We start from the raw sequence: 15,278 nt of genomic DNA, 5'->3' as shown, positions 1-15,278 counted from the left end.
CCCCCGCGCCCCCCCCCCGCCCGGCGCCGCGGGTGCCTGCTTTTGTGGTTGCTCGCGAGGTTCTGCTGGCTCGGCTGGTTCGGGGGGGGCGGGTGGTTCGGTTGGTTCGGTTGCGTCGGTTGCGTCGGTTGCGTCGGTTGGTTCTGTGGTCTCTGCGGTTTTTGCGGTTTCGGCGGCTCTGTTGCTTGCGTTGCTTGCGTTGCTTTCCGTGCTTTCAGATGCTTCGGCCGCTCCAATGTCACCGGCGGTTTTTATGGCTTTTGCGCCTTCGGCCATTTCCGCCGAGCTACGGCCAACATCGACCTCGGTCGCATCAGCGGCCCCGATCGGCGTTGTCGCTTCGGAGGCTGCGCAATGCGCTTCGATCCCGGTAGTCGCGGCGCGTGCTTCCGCGTGACTGCACCGCCCCACTTCCGACAAATCCGGCCAGCCATCGCTGCCGACCAGCGGCACGAACCTCACGTCGCCAAACGTCTCTTCGTCGTAGTCGTTTTCGCCCCGCCGCACGACCTTCACGAGCCGCTGCCGGCTCGGGCTGCCGCCGACCGGCATCACTAGCCGACCGCCGGGCGCGAGTTGCGCGCGCAGCGCCTGCGGCACGTACGGGCCGCCTGCGGCCGCGATGATCGCGTCATACGGCGCGTGCGCGGCGAGACCGACCGTGCCGTCGCCGATATGCACCTCGACGTTCGCATAACCGAGCCGCTGCAAACACTCGCGCGCGGTCTCGGCGAGCGCCGCATCGCGTTCAATTGAATCGACGCGCGCGACGATTTCCGCGGCAATCGCCGCCGCATAACCCGAACCCGTGCCGATATCGAGCACCCGATCGCCCGGCTGCAACTGCGCAGCCTCCAGCATCTTGCCGACGATGAACGGCTGCGAAATCGACTGCTCTCCGCCGATCGGCAACGGCGTGTCGTCGTACGCGAACTCGCGCACGTCGGCGGGCACGAACGCGTCGCGCGGCACGTGCCGCATCGCCGCGAGCACGCGGGCATCGCGCACACCGCGCTGCGCGATCTGCCGCTCGACCATCCATTCGCGTGCTTCGTCGAAATCGCTCATCGCAGCCCCCTGCTGCAGCGCCTGATGCGACCCGTTAAGAGGCCAGTTCAAAAACCCGGAGGGAGATTTACTCGGTGAGCAACCTGCGCACCTGGTTATTTCAAAAGGACACGTGTCGCCCGCGTTCGCAGGCCACGCGATTCGTTGACCTAACTCAAATCTAGGACAAATGACACCCAAAAATCATCCTTCGCCCATTTAATACGTCCGGGCTAATTGTTAGCGTTCTCGCTCCCCATCAAAGAGAGCGATTCGGGATGTCTTATCAAGATGATTCAGACGGCCTGCGCATAGTGCTAAGTGCGCCGCAGTTGGCCGCTGTGTTGGCCCGTCAGTCGATCAGCCAGACAGAGATGCTGACTAATCGGCTTTGGGGCGGTCTGCAGGTGGTCGGCGGTGTTTTAGAGATGGTTGGTGCGGCAGCGCTTTGTGTGCTGCCCGAACCGACGATGGCGAGCAAAGCCGGTTGCATCGTGTTCGGTGCGCATGGCTCGGATACGGCGGCCGCAGGTTTGCGGCAAATGTGGACCGGGTACGACACCATCACACTCATGCAGCAGGGCACCAGCAAGCTGGCTCAGACCATGAAGGCCGGGCCGGAGATGGCGAACCATATCGCCGTCTCGCTCGATCTGATGGTGCCGTTCGGCTTTGCGGGGTCTATCAAGGCGGCGCGGGCGGCCAGTATTACGCGTGGCCGGATCGACCTGCAGATGCATGAGGCGAAGGCGGCGCAGCCGAGTCTCGGTGGACATACACTTCTTAAGCATGTTGGAAAAGATGAGGCGTGGCTTCGGGGGCGGTTGAAGCGTGAACCCAGGAGGGATGTCGTATCCTCATTTATAAACGTCGAAGAGGCACAACGCGCCATTTCAGAGGCAATGCACGCGAATGCCGCGATAATTACGGCGTGGGCGCGATCACCAAATCGAATCAACCGAAAAGAAGTAAGAAAAGTCGTTTCCGGCAACAGTGGCTACGGAGTGACGCGGGCTACTGGCAAGCTTACCAACATGAACGAGGTGGTCGTTATGCTGAAGTATGAAACGTATAACGGCATGCCGTTTTACATCGTCACCGCATATCTGAAATGAGAAGTATATGATCTATGAAAAGTATTACCCTGCAATGGAACACTTTTTTCACATTTACTTTGGCCAGGATTTCGATCTTTTTGGTGACTCGATTCAAGAAATTGTCGAGTGTTATAAAAACGACGCCCCGCGCCAGTATCCGGAACTAACCCGTGAAATAGACGCCTATAGGAAGGAACACCCGAATGATCTGGCAGTCGCGTTCAAAGAAAAATATCTGTGCGCCTTTTCTCCTGAACCAGACGGCTACACGATAGTAACGTTTCTTGACGAGGTGCAGCGCCTGCTGCGCGAATGATCCGTGGGTCGCCGGCGTCAGCTGACCCTGGCGACCCTTCGTCTCAGGGAACGTCGGCGACGGAGTACCCCGGAAATCTGACATCCCCTATTACGTCTTGACCGCGTTCCTACGATGAGACAAACAATGATTTCTTCAGACCGCTATCCAGAAATGGAGCATGTTTTCGACATCTATTTTGGGCAAGACTTCGATCTGTTCGGCGAAACCGTTCCTGAAATAGTCGCCTGTTACAAGAAAGATAGCCCTCACCACTATAAAGACCTGATCCGCGAAATAGCCTCCTTCAGAAGCGAACATCCCGACGACCTCGATATCGCTTACGAACATTTTCGACGAGGGTTTCGCCCCGAAGGGGACGGCTACACGGTCACCTCTTTCTTCGACGAGATTCAGCGCCTCCTGAAAGATTGATCAACGTATCCCAACGACGACGCCAGTGACGTGTGGCCGACGCACCCGGCGTCGATTTTCATCACCGGGGCTTAGATTGGCCCTCATACGCCCCGAGCGATCTTCCCTCCGCGACGGAGCAGGCCACACGGCAACGCCGAATGAGACAGCAAATGGATTCCATCGATCGTTATCCAGCAATGGATCATTTTTTTATGATCTATTTCGGCCAGGACTTCGACTTATTTGGGAGGACGGCTTCCGAGATTGTCGATTGCTACAAGGAGAACTCCTCTCATTGCGTTCAAAACCTGATTCATGAAATCGACTCCTACAGACACCAACACGCAGATGATCTTGCTTTTGCGTTCGAGCACACATATCTGACGGAATTTTCCCCCGAACCGTGGGGCTACACGGTCACGTCATTTCCCGATGAGATACAGCGTCTTCTGCGCGAATGATCAGTCTGTCACCGACGTAGGTTTCCCTGCTGAATCTTTGAGCGCGACGAAGCGGACGCGGCGGCCGCGCTGCGCCGGAAAGCTGAAGCGTCAAACATCGAGCACCGCGCACGGCACACGCCCCACGACGCGCGCCGCCCATCCCAACCCGCGCAAATACGCCGCATCAGCGCGAGCATCGACGGGGCCTCAGCAGCGCCGCGCCCGCGCCTCATCCAAACTTTCGCCACCTGATCACTTCGCCCGCGCCCGCTTACTGCGCGGAGCGGATACCGATGCTGGCTCCCCGCCGCCGCCCGGCATCTCCTGCAATTGCTGTTCGGGGGCGATACGCGCGCCGCGATCACGCTCGGCCGACTGATCGATCGACGCGGGAACCGCACCGTCGCCATCGCCCGCGCCCTCCGCCTCGATCTGCCGGCGCGCCTCTTCCCAGTGATCGTCGGCCTTGCCGTCCGGCGACGGATCGTTTTCCCAGATGTGATACGCCCGCGTCCGAATGCGGGCTTCGAGGTCCTTATCCATATGCAGTTCTCCTGAACGTAACGCGGGCATGAGCAGCGGCCGAATAACCGCCACGCAACGTCACGCGGCTCGCGCGACATGACGGCGAGCGACAGGTGAGCAATACATATTCCGCAAGGAACGGGGACGCGGATTCCGGCTAGCGGTCCGCGCCCCCCGCGCGCTACGGCGCCATACCAACCTGACTGCCGCCGTCGGCTGACTGCTGCGTACAGACGATCGCCGTGAGGATCAACGGAACCACTGAATGAACGACGGCCGTGCTCCCCGCGTTCGTAAGAAGACGCTTGACGGTATCGGCCGAGCCGCGCACCACCGCGCCGTACACCGGATGCGCGGAAGCTTCGCCTGCACCAACTTTGAACAGCGGGTCGTCGGGCTGGTAGCCGAACACCGCATGCACCGGCAGACCGAATGCGGTCAGATTTGCACCGTTAGCGGGCCGGTACGCGTTCACCGAATTGGGCTCGACGCGCTGCGGCGGAGTTTTGATCGAATGTGCATCGACCAGCTGGGAAACGAAATCGTGCGCCGTTTCCGAGCACGCCAACTGATCGTCCAGCGTGACGCTCCACGCGGCAGATGGAAAAACTGCAAGGACTGCCAGAATTCCGGAGATGAGTCGCATAACGGAAATCCTTCACCACGTTGCAACGGCTGATTGTCGAAACTGTCGCGCGTCGGCGGCGGCCGAACACATCGTCGAATTTTCTCGCCCCAGCGAATTCAAGCATTTACCGTACCAGACGGCCGGCGAGCGAGCGCTTCACAGTTCCGGGAACGATGTTACCTGTCGATTGTGACGACGGCCACAGTGACGAAGGGGATGATCCGCGAGGAGGCGAGCGCCGCGCGGATGGATGCGCCGCGTTCCGGTCATGAACCGGCGCGGGCGATAGGTGGAGAAATGGTGGCGCGACGCCTGCGCGTCACGCTTCGGGACAGGCGAGATCGGCGGCGACGATGCGCGCGCCATACTCTTCGGCGGCCAGCCGCGCTTCCTCGATGCTTTCGAACGGGCCGACTTCCGGCGCGCCGTCGAACGGGAACAGACGGCGGCCGTCGGCTTTGCGGCTGACCAGCAGATCGGCGTAGAAGCGGCCATCGCAACTGCGTCGCGCGGTGACGAAAACCGAAAAGTCGTTGCGCGACATCGCAACGCTCGGCGAGCATCGCGTCAGTTTCAGTTTTCTCCTCGACATGTCGGTTCCCTGCCTTACATCCAGCTTGGTGTGGGGGCTTCGTCTCCTGCCAACGATGGTAGTGGAGTCCGCGACGCTGCGTTCGTCCATAACGATGCACTTTCGGACACCCTATTGCGGCGAAGCTTTCAATACGGCGTCGCATTGTGCGATGCACCGAAGTCCACTTTTGACCCGGCCCGGATCGCATCGACCGGCGCTTCGTGCTACGGGGATCGGCGGCGCGATTGCTCCGGCCGGCCGATACCAGCGACCACGCCCACGCATTAGCTTCATCCCAGTCCCACTAAAACCCAATCACGTCTTATCGCCGACCGCCCGGCTACCCGCCTGGTCGAGTTTGCTTTGCAGCGCTTCCTTGCGCGCGGCGATCTTCGTGCCGAGCCCTGCGAGATCGAGCCCGGTGCGCCGCAACGCGGGAAACAGTTCGCCCTCCTCTTCTTCTACGTGATGCTTCACGAGTTCGGACATCACCTTGAAGGTCGCGTCGAAGCCCTTGTCGCCGGCCTTCAGCGTTTCGAACCGCGCGATCAGCGTCTTCACCAGGTAGTGCTCGACGAACGCTTCGTCGACGTCGAGCTTGTCGTCGTCGGGCAGCGCCTGCTGCGCGGCCGGGTACAACAGTTCTTCCTCGATGATCGCGTGCATCGTCAGTTCTTCGCACGCGCGCTGCGCCAACGCGGCCTTTGCTTCGAGCGTCGCGCGTTCGTCGCCGCGCTCCTTGCCGAATGCGTCGAACAGTTTTTCGACCGCGCGGTGATCGGCTTCGAGCAGCGCGAGCGCGTCGGATGTGGTAACGGTATCGCGGCCGCCGGCGGTTTTGGTGTTGTTCATGGCAATTCCTTGAGAGAGAGTTGCCCCGGTCGAGCAAACGCTATACCGCGCTCGGCCGCCGCGAGCGACAGCGGGCGAGCGCTGTCCGCGCTACCGATGTAATTGCGGCCCGCGAACGTGCAGATTTGACGCATCGGCGCCGGCCCGCGCGCCGCCAAAACAGCGGCTTCGCAACCCCAGAAGCTGAGCCACGGCAGCCCTCCCGCGGCATGCCGATTGCTCATATTTACCTATACGGCAAAAACCGCCCATCACGTCCCGGAGCAAATTTGACCCATCGTGACTTCATTGCTATCGGTACGTCATCGGGCGGCGTCGACGCCCTCCGTTCCCTCGCCTCCCAACTCCCTCGCGACCTGCCCGCCAGCATCGCGATCGTTCTGCATGTCGGCGCGCACAGCAGCATGCTGCCCTCGCTACTCAATACCGCCGGCCCGCTGCCGGCCACGCATGCGCGCGACGGCGACGTTTACGAGCGCGGCCGCATCTACGTCGCGCCACCCGATCAGCATCTGGTGGTCGAAGGCGGCCGCCTGCGCCTCGTGCACGGCGCGAAGGAAAATTTCGCGCGCCCCGCAATCGATCCGCTGTTTCGCAGCACCGCCACGCAACTGGGCGAACGCGCGATCGGCGTGGTGCTGACCGGCCTGCTCGACGACGGCGCGGCCGGCCTCGAAGCGATCCAGGCGTGCGGCGGCACCACCGTCGTGCAACACCCGGACGACGCGTTCGCCAGCGAGATGCCGCTGCATGCGGCCCCGTTCGCCGATCACGTGCTGCCGCTCGCGGCACTCGGCGCGTGCCTCGTCGATCTGACCGACGGCCGGCTCGGCGGAGCGGCCAAAGGCGACCTGGCCCGCCGCGCAGCGGTAGAGCGTGCCGGTATCGAGCAGAAGGCATGGATGAGCGAGTCGCTGCCGGTCGAAGAGCTCAAGCAGATCGCCACCCCATCCACCTACACCTGCCCCGAATGCAACGGCACGCTGTGGCGCCTGAACGATCCGCATCTGTTGCGCTACCGCTGCCACACCGGCCATGCGTACTCCGCCATGTCGCTGCGCGAGGGCCGCCGCCGCGACGTCGAGCATTCGCTGCGCGATGCGCTGCGAGCACTGCGCGAACGCGAAATGATGAGCCGCGAAATGAGCGAGCATTTCGGCCGGATCGGCGCCGTCAACGCACAGCAGCGCGAGAAAGAAACCGCGCTGCGTGCGCGCGCCGCGGCAGGATTTTTGCAGTCGATGCTGTTGGAAACCTGATCTCATGCGGGATAATAGTGATCTGCGCGACCGTGCCATAGGCCCGGCCACCTGTAAAAATACAGCGCGAGACACTATCCTTTTTCCCAAGGACCAGCAGCCATGTCAAAAAAGCGGGCGCAGACGTTGCCGAGCCAGTCACTCCATCCGATCGTCGGTATCGGCGCATCGGCGGGGGGGCTGAACGCGCTCCTGGAATTCTTCGACGCGCTGCCCGCCCACACCTCGATGTCGTTCGTCGTGGTCGTCCATCTCGCGCCGGACCACGAAAGCAATCTGGCCTCGCTGCTGCAAAAAGCGACCAGCATGCCGGTGGTGGCGGTCACCGAGGCCACCCACATCGAGCCCGATCACGTCTACATCGTCGCGCCATCGCGCGAACTGACGATGGTCGACGACTATCTGCGCGTCACCCCGCAGCAGCACGAAGAGGGCCGCCGCGCCAGCATCGACGTATTCTTCCGCACCCTCGCCGAGGCCCATCGTTCGCGTGCGATCGGCATCGTGATGTCGGGCGCCGGCTCGGACGGCTCGGTCGGGCTCGCGCGCGTGAAGGAAATGGGCGGCATCACGCTCGCGCAGGATCCGGCCGAGGCCGAATACGACAGCATGCCGCGCAGCGCGATCGCAACCGGCGCGGTCGACTTCGTGCTGACCGCCGCCGAAATGCCGCAACGGCTGCTGGATCTGTTGTCGACCGCGCGCGAAATCCAGCTGCCGGCCGCGCAGAACGAGGAGCGCGAAGAAACCGCCGTCGACGAAACCGCCGAGCGCGCGCTGCGCGAAATCATGGTGATCCTGCGCACCCGCACCGCGCACGACTTCCGGCATTACAAACGGGCCACCGTGCTGCGCCGGATCGAGCGGCGCCTGCAGGTGAACGGCATCACCGACCTGCAGTCGTATCGCGATTACCTGCACATGCATCCGGAAGAAACCTAGGCGCTGCTGCAGGACATGCTGATCAGCGTGACGAACTTCTTCCGCGACAAGGAAGCGTTCGACGTGCTGGAGCGCGAGGTGCTGCCGCCGATCTTCGAAAACCGCGGCGAACAGGATCGCATTCGCGTGTGGTCGGTCGGCTGCGCGACCGGCGAGGAAGCGTATTCGATCGCGATGCTGCTGCAGGAGCGCTCGCTGAAGTCGCCCGAGGGCGTGTCGTTCCAGGTGTTCGCGACCGACATCGACGAACGCGCGATCTCGTTCGCGCGCACCGGCCTGTACCCGGACTCCGTCGCCGCAGACCTGTCGCCGCCGCGGATTCGCCAGTTCTTTACGAAAGACGCCGCGCACTACCGGATCAAGAAGGAGCTGCGCGAGCACATGCTGTTCGCGCATCACAACGTGCTCAGCGATCCGCCGTTCTCGCGGCTCGACATGATCTGCTGCCGCAACCTGCTGATCTATCTGGATCGCGAAGCGCAGATCGAAATCCTGAAGATGTTCCACTTCGCGCTGCGCCCGGGCGGCGTGCTGTTTCTCGGCAGTTCTGAATCCGCCGACAGCGTCAGCGCGATGTTCAGCGTGATCGACAAGCGCAACCGCATTTACCGCGCCAACATGGCGGTGCGCGGCGACACGCCGGTGCCGGTCGCGATCTCCGGCACGATGAGCGCGCGCCCGCTCGTCACCACCGTGCAGCCGCCCGGACGGCGGCGTCTGTCGTTCGGCGATCTGCATCAGCGGCTGGTCGAGCAATACGCGCCGCCTAGCGTGCTGGTCAGCCGCGAATCGGAAATCGTCCATCTGTCCGACCGCGCCGGGCGCTTTCTGCAGTATTCGGGCGGCGAGCCGTCGCACAACATCGTCGCGGTGGTGCGGCCCGAATTGCGGCTCGAATTGCGCACCGCGATCTACCAGGCATTGCACACCAATCGCAGCGTCGAGGCGCGGCGCGTGCGTATCGAGCGCGACGGCCGCTCGTACTTCGTCAATATGACCGCGCGGCCGGTGCACGATCCCGAGGCCAACGCCGACTTCGTGCTGGTGCTGTTCGACGAAGTCGAAGACAGCATGGGCAACGCCGAAATCGCGTCTCCCGACGTGCAGAAAGACCCGATCATCAGCCAGCTCGAACGCGAACTGCAACGCACGAAGGAACAGCTGCAGTCGACGATCGAGCAGTCCGAAACCTCGACCGAGGAACTGAAGGCGTCCAACGAGGAATTGCAGGCGATCAACGAAGAGTTGCGCTCGGCGACCGAAGAGCTGGAAACCAGCAAGGAAGAGCTGCAGTCGATCAACGAGGAGCTGACCACCGTCAACGCCGAGTTGAAGTCGAAGGTCGAGGAAACCGGCAAAATCAACGACGACCTGCACAACCTGATCGCCGCGAACGACATCGGCACGATCTTCGTCGACCGCAATATCTGCATCAAGCGCTATACGCCGCGCGCGACCGACGTGTTCAGCATCATCCCGTCGGACATCGGCCGCTCGCTGCTCGACATCACGCACCGGCTCGAATACGACAAGCTCGCCGACGACGCGGCCGAAGCGTTCGATTCGCTGCGTTTAATCGAGCGCGAGCTGAAGAGCAACGACGGGCGCTGGTATCTCGCGCGCTTCGTGCCGTATCGCACCACCGAAGACCGCATCGACGGCGCGGTGCTGTCGTTCATCGACATCACCGGGCGCCGCCAGGCAGAAGACCGGCTGCGTGAAGGCGAGCGGCGCATGCGGATCGTCGCGGAAGGCACCAAGGATTACGCGATCATCACATTCGACGAGAACGGCATCATCAATAGCTGGAACGCGGGCGCGGAGCGGATTTTCGGCTACCACGAAGCGGAGATGATCGGCCAGTCCGCCGACATGCTGTACACCGAAGAAGACCGCGCCGGCAACGTGGCGCAGCGCGAATTCGCGGAAGCGCGCCTGAACGGCCGCGCCGAAGAAGAGCGTTGGCATCTGCGCAAGGACGGCACGCGCTTTTTCGCGAGCGGTGTGCTGTCGCGTCTGGACGAACCCGGCATCAGCGGCTTCGCGAAGATCACCCGCGATCTCGGCGAGTTCGCGAACGACACCGCGTCGGGACGCGGCACCCACGTCGAAACGCTGCGCGCGGCCAGCGAGCGCGACGCGCAGCGGCGCCGCGACGAGTTTCTCGCGGTGGTGTCGCACGAACTCAAGCATCCGCTCAATCTGATTTCGGCGAGCGCCGAGCTGATCGCGCGGTCGCCGGAAACGCGCCAGAACCTGAACGTGTCGCGCGCCACGGACACGATCCGCCGCACGGTGATCGGCCAGGCGCAGATCATCGACGACCTGCTCGACATTTCGCGGGTGCGGACCGGCAAGTTGTCTGTCGTGCGTACCGTGGTCGATATGCGCGACATCGTGCATCGCGTGTGCAGCGCGGTGCAGGAAGACGCCGCGCAGCGCGGCATCACGCTGCGCGTCGCGATGGCCAACACGCCGGTGATCCTGCACGCGGACCTCACGCGAGTCGAGCAGATCGTCTGGAATCTGATCAGCAATGCGTTGAAATTCACCCAGCACGGTTCGATCGACGTGTCGTTGCAGGCCAACGATCACGCGGAAGCCGTGCTGCGCGTGAGCGATACCGGCGCCGGCATCGAGCCCGCGCTGCTGCCGCATATCTTCGATATGTTCCAGCAAAGCCGCGATCCGGGCTCGCGCCGGGGCGGGCTCGGCATCGGCCTCGCGCTGGTGCGCGACCTCGTCAATCTGCACGGCGGCGCGGTGCGCGCGGAGTCGGATGGGCTGGGCCGCGGCGCGACCTTCACCGTCACGCTGCCGACTCACCGCACCGCGATGCATGCGGACGCGGGCGCGGAAATCGTCGCGGACTCGCTGAAGGGGCTGCGCATCCTGATGGTCGACGACGACTCGGCAACCGTCGAAACCTTCAGGCTGCTGCTCGAAACCGAAGGCGCCGAGGTCCGCACCGCGACCAGCGGCGACGAAGCGCTGACGGTAATCAACGGCAATGCGCCGGACGTGATTCTGTCGGATATCGGCATGCCGGGGATGGACGGCATCGAGTTCATCGGCAAGCTGCGCGGCATGCCGGGGATGGAAGCGGTGACATGTATCGCCGTCAGCGGCTTCGGGCAGCAGGCCGATATCAATGCGACCGAAGCTGCCGGTTTCGATGCGCATCTGAAGAAGCCGGTCGTGCTCGAGGATTTGCTGAGTATCGTCGCGCGGGTGCGGCGCTGAGGACGCGGTTCGGTCGCGCGACGCGCACCATTCGCACGGTGAACGTGCTCATCTCGTTGCTTCCTCAAGTCGGACGCACGTCGACCGGCAGGACCATCGGGCTCTCGTCGGAACCCTGCGCCGCTGCAAGATCCTGACCGCGCGACTCACGCGAGACACCCACGGCGATCAATGCGGGCACCGCCATGACGATCGCGTAGCCCGCGACGAAAGCCGCCGATCCGGTGAAGCTGACCAGCAGGGTCCCGACGATCGGCGCGATCGATCCGCCGAGCACCGACGCAAGCTGATAGCTCGTCGACATCGCGGTAAAGCGCACGCGCGTCGGGAAGAGTTCGGCCATGTAGGCGGCCATCGGTCCGAGAATGACGCCGTGGAAGGTGAGACAGGCGATCAGCGCAAATTGCAGATGCAGGTAGTTGCTGCCCGGCGAAAGCGTGAACAGGGTGCAACTCGCAACAGCGGCGCCAAGCAGACCCACAATCAGCACAGGCCGACGTCCGACCCGATCCGACACGTGCGCGGCCATGAGGATCACGAACACTTCGATTGCCGATGCCCACATCAGCGCGGACAGTGCCTGCTGGCGGCTGAAGTGCAGATAGCCGATGGCTAGCCCGAGAACGAATGTCGAGAAGAGATACAGAAAGGTGTTCTCCGCGGCCTTCACGAAAAACGCCTTGCCCATTTGCCGCCAGTTACGCGCGCAGGTCTCGCTCAGCGACGCGCGCTCAACCGTCTTGTGCGCGGCGGCAAGTTCGGCGAATGCCGCCGACTCCTCGACCCGCCGACGAGTCCAGAAACCGACGATAACCAGCAGAGCGGAGATGAAGAACGGAATGCGCCACGCCCATTCGACAAACGCCGAATCGCCATACACTTTCTGCACCATCCCGATGACGAACGCAGTCAGGACATTGGCGAGCGGCCCGGCGAACATCGTGAAGCTGGTCCAGAAGCCTCGTTGCGCACGCGGCATCGACTCCGCGATCATCAGGATCGCACCCGTGGCTTCGCCGCCCACCGCGATACCTTGCAGTATCCGCAGCAACACGAGCAACAACGGGGCGGCCAGACCAATCGATGCATAAGTCGGCAACAGGCCCACCGCGAAGGTGCTCAGACCCATCATCAACAGGCTGACGACCAGAGTCTTGCGGCGACCCACACGGTCGCCGATCAACCCGAACACGATGCCGCCCAGCGGCCGCGCAATAAAGCCGACCGCGAACGTCGCCAGTGACAGCAGGGTTGCGGCGAGCGGGTTACCCACCACGAAAAACTGCTTGTCGAATACCAGTACGGCACACGCGGCAAAGGCGAAAAAGTCATACCACTCGAGCGTGGTGCCGATGGTACAGGCGAACATCAGATTGGCACGTTTCTTTATCACCTTCAGTCTCCGGTCTAGTTATAGCTGTTGCGCCGTCTGGCCGGCCGCGCTGCGCCGGCCGTCGTCGTCGTCGTCGTCGTCGTCGTCGTCGTCGTCGTCGTCGTCGTCGTCGTCGTCGTCGTCGTCGTCGTCAAAGTTCGAGAATCAGTCGTTCGCCGCCGCATGCGCGCGAGCAGCAGGTCATCATGCGATCGTTGGCCTGCCGTTCCGTTCGCGTGAGAACCGTGTCGCGATGATCGACCCGGCCTTGCAGCACCCGAACCTCACACGATCCGCACAAGCCCTCGCGGCAGTCGCTCTGCACGTCGATGTTGGCGTGCTGTAACGCATCGAGCACGGTCTGGTCGGCCGCCACGGTGAGCACCAGGCCCGAGTCCTTCAGCTCCACGTCAAAGGACTGCTCTTTCGACGGATCGAGCACCGTCTTCGTCGCCGCGAAATGTTCGATGCGCAGAGCGTCCGCCGGCCAATGCGAGCAGCTGGATGTCAGTGCGTCGAGCATCCTCGCGGGTCCGCAAGCGTAAATGTGCGTGTCGTCGTCCGCCTTGGCGAGGAGCGATGCGAGATCGTTGCGAGAGCCCTCCTCCGACACATGCACATGCAGACGCTCGCCGTGCAATGCGCTCAGCTCGTCGAGCATGGCCATCGACGCCCGGCGCGCTCCGCTGTAGTGAATCACGTAGCCGCTACCCCGCGCCCTGGCCTCACGCGCCATCGCGCTGATCGGCGTGATGCCGATTCCGCCGGCGATAAACACGGCGCGCGTCGCCTCTCCAGTAAAACGGAAGTGATTGCGCGGCCCACGAATGTGAAGCACATCGCCCGCCTCGACGTTCGCATGGACCCACGCCGATCCACCCCGGCCCTGCGGCTCATGCAGCACGGCGATCTCGAACGCGTTGCGATCTTCCGGGTCGCCGCACAGCGAATACTGCCGGGACAGGCCAGTATTGCCGCATGCAACGTCGATATGCGCACCCGCCGTCCAGCGCGGCAGCGGCCGGCCATCGGCCGAAACCAGACGCAGATGCGCAATGCGATCCGCGCACGCCGTTACGCGCTCCACTCTCACCGCGCGGCTAACGGCATGCGATGACGGTTCGCCGATACGCACCGGCGCGCGCGCAGCGAGCACTGCCGGGTCGTGGCGCTCGGGATTGAGCGCGGGATCCCACTCGACGTACAGATGTTCTGGACCGCGAAACGATGTGTTGGGCACGTACGTGAAGCTTTGTTCGGCGAGCTTCATGTGTGGGAGCCGGCGCGCGAACTCTCCCAGGAAAATCTGCATCTCCATCCGCGCAAGGTTTTTGCCCATGCACTGATGCGAGCCATAGCCAAAGGTGAGCTGATCGCTCGCGTTCTCGCGACGAATGTCGAAGAAATCGGCATCGACGAAGCGCGCCTCATCGTGATTGGCGGACGAGGTGACGATCAGCAGCTTCGAGCCGGCCGCAAGCGCAACGCCGCCTACGACGACATCTTTGGTCGTGAGACGCCGCCATGCGGCCACCGATCCGTTGTGTCGCAAGCACTCTTCAACCGCGTTGGGGATGAGACCCGGATCCTCGCAGATGTCGCGCCACGCCTGCGGATGCTGAAGCAGCAATTTCATCGCGTTGGCGGTCGCGTTGGCCGTCGTCTCGTGCGCGGCAACGATGCCCGCCATCATCATCGAATGAAGATAGGAGTCAGTCACGACCTCGGGCATGTCTTTCTGTTTTCTGATGCCGTATTGCATCCAGCCCGGGCCGGACGGATCCTGGCGCATCTTGTCGAGCACCTTGCCCGCGTATTGCCAGAACTTGCCGACCGCGTGAGCCACCGCCACCTGCTCCTCCGGCTTCGGACGTCCCCACGTATTCACCGTGTGGGCAATCGAGTATTCGCGCAGCGTGTCCATGTCCTCTTCCGGCACGCCCAGAAAATGCAGCGCGACCGTGAGCGGGACTTCCCAAAGCATCTGATCGACCAGATCCGCCCGGCCGTTGTCGATGAAGCGGTCGACGTATTCACTGGCGAGCTTGCGCACCATCGGCTCGTGATGCTCGAGCTCAGCGGGCGTGAAGGGATCGAGCAACGCGCGCCGGCGCGGCATGTGCGCGGGTTCGTCTTCGTTGACGAGCGTGCGGTTCAACGCGAAGCCGTACGACTCGAGGACCGCGGTCGCCTCGGGACCGGTCGGCGTGATCTTTTCCAGCGCGATTGACGGACTGAACGTGATGTTGTCGCGAAAAATCGCCTTGATGTCGTCGTAGCGGGTGACGACCCAGTAGCCGAGCTTTGGGCTGAAGAATACCGGCTCCTGCTCGCGGGACCAGCGTACGTACTCCGGTGGATCCTGCTGATAGCCGTCCTCGAACGGGTCGAACGCGGCGGCGCGCGCGCTCACCGGACAACCATTGGGCGCGACTTGCGCAACGTCCGAAACGGCATGGAAGGGGCACTTTGACGACGCTGCGTCACGCGCATTCGAAGGCATGGTTCGCTCCTGTGCGATACTATTTGCGTAACTATAGTACGCATTGCGTAATTCAACGACTGGGGTTAAGCCTGGGCACCG

General features: G+C 62.9%; 12 protein-coding genes and 1 pseudogene. 6 read left to right on the top strand and 7 right to left on the bottom strand.

Translation table 11 applies throughout. The features are described from left to right. Nucleotides 1-1,068, bottom strand: a 1,068-nt coding sequence (locus BTH42_RS36180; protein WP_256702403.1) for a protein-L-isoaspartate(D-aspartate) O-methyltransferase, incomplete at its 3' end; no start/stop codon positions are given. A 257-nt stretch (nucleotides 1,069-1,325) separates the two neighbouring features. Between BTH42_RS36180 and BTH42_RS29970 the strand changes: the two genes are divergently transcribed. The 4 genes from BTH42_RS29970 (at nucleotide 1,326) to BTH42_RS29955 (ending at nucleotide 3,317) form a co-directional block, all read left to right on the top strand. After that, nucleotides 1,326-2,162 carry an RNase A-like domain-containing protein gene (locus tag BTH42_RS29970; protein ID WP_075304794.1) on the top strand — a complete coding sequence of 279 codons (837 nt, stop codon included), beginning with the start codon at nucleotides 1,326-1,328 and terminating at the stop codon, nucleotides 2,160-2,162. Between the two features lie 7 nt (nucleotides 2,163-2,169). Further along, complete coding sequence (locus BTH42_RS29965) at nucleotides 2,170-2,460, top strand: contact-dependent growth inhibition system immunity protein (protein WP_075304793.1); 291 nt, start codon at nucleotides 2,170-2,172, stop codon at nucleotides 2,458-2,460. Nucleotides 2,461-2,586: 126 nt separating this feature from the next. Then, nucleotides 2,587-2,874, top strand: coding sequence for a contact-dependent growth inhibition system immunity protein (locus tag BTH42_RS29960; RefSeq protein ID WP_075304792.1), 288 nt, complete (start codon nucleotides 2,587-2,589; stop codon nucleotides 2,872-2,874). Nucleotides 2,875-3,026: 152 nt separating this feature from the next. Continuing rightward, the gene (locus tag BTH42_RS29955) at nucleotides 3,027-3,317 is read left to right on the top strand and encodes a contact-dependent growth inhibition system immunity protein (protein ID WP_075304804.1); all 291 of its coding nucleotides are present in this window, start codon (nucleotides 3,027-3,029) and stop codon (nucleotides 3,315-3,317) included. Between the two features lie 234 nt (nucleotides 3,318-3,551). Here the strand turns inward: BTH42_RS29955 and BTH42_RS29950 are convergent, their stop codons facing one another. From BTH42_RS29950 to BTH42_RS29935, 4 genes are all read right to left on the bottom strand, one after another. After that, entirely contained in the window at nucleotides 3,552-3,842 is a 291-nt protein-coding gene (locus tag BTH42_RS29950; RefSeq protein WP_075304791.1) for a DUF2934 domain-containing protein, read from the bottom strand. A gap of 163 nt (nucleotides 3,843-4,005) precedes the next feature. Continuing rightward, the gene (locus BTH42_RS29945) at nucleotides 4,006-4,470 is read right to left on the bottom strand and encodes a hypothetical protein (protein ID WP_075304790.1); all 465 of its coding nucleotides are present in this window, start codon (nucleotides 4,468-4,470) and stop codon (nucleotides 4,006-4,008) included. Between the two features lie 301 nt (nucleotides 4,471-4,771). Continuing rightward, complete coding sequence (locus BTH42_RS29940) at nucleotides 4,772-5,134, bottom strand: DUF6723 family protein (protein ID WP_372237297.1); 363 nt, start codon at nucleotides 5,132-5,134, stop codon at nucleotides 4,772-4,774. Between the two features lie 207 nt (nucleotides 5,135-5,341). Then, the gene (locus BTH42_RS29935; protein WP_075304788.1) at nucleotides 5,342-5,878 is read right to left on the bottom strand and encodes a hemerythrin domain-containing protein; all 537 of its coding nucleotides are present in this window, start codon (nucleotides 5,876-5,878) and stop codon (nucleotides 5,342-5,344) included. A 269-nt stretch (nucleotides 5,879-6,147) separates the two neighbouring features. Here BTH42_RS29935 and BTH42_RS29930 point away from each other — a divergent pair, with 269 nt between their 5' ends. Together BTH42_RS29930 and BTH42_RS29925 are read left to right on the top strand one after the other, a co-directional pair. Next, nucleotides 6,148-7,137, top strand: a complete 990-nt coding sequence (locus BTH42_RS29930; protein WP_075304787.1) for a chemotaxis protein CheB — start codon at nucleotides 6,148-6,150, stop codon at nucleotides 7,135-7,137. Nucleotides 7,138-7,239: 102 nt separating this feature from the next. Further along, nucleotides 7,240-11,322: pseudogene (locus tag BTH42_RS29925) on the top strand (CheR family methyltransferase). A 64-nt stretch (nucleotides 11,323-11,386) separates the two neighbouring features. Here BTH42_RS29925 and BTH42_RS29920 read toward each other — a convergent pair. Further along, the gene (locus BTH42_RS29920; RefSeq protein ID WP_075304803.1) at nucleotides 11,387-12,712 is read right to left on the bottom strand and encodes an MFS transporter; all 1,326 of its coding nucleotides are present in this window, start codon (nucleotides 12,710-12,712) and stop codon (nucleotides 11,387-11,389) included. Between the two features lie 133 nt (nucleotides 12,713-12,845). Further along, on the bottom strand, nucleotides 12,846-15,197 hold the full coding sequence (locus tag BTH42_RS29915) for a cytochrome P450/oxidoreductase (RefSeq protein WP_075304786.1): 2,352 nt from the start codon (nucleotides 15,195-15,197) through the stop codon (nucleotides 12,846-12,848). Nucleotides 15,198-15,278 lie beyond the last annotated feature (81 nt).

It is taken from the genome of Burkholderia sp. SRS-W-2-2016, from assembly GCF_001931485.1.
Classification (GTDB): Bacteria; Pseudomonadota; Gammaproteobacteria; order Burkholderiales; family Burkholderiaceae; genus Paraburkholderia.
The sequence above is the reverse complement of the archived record's forward strand: the minus strand, read 5'-3'. Positions and strand labels throughout refer to the sequence as shown.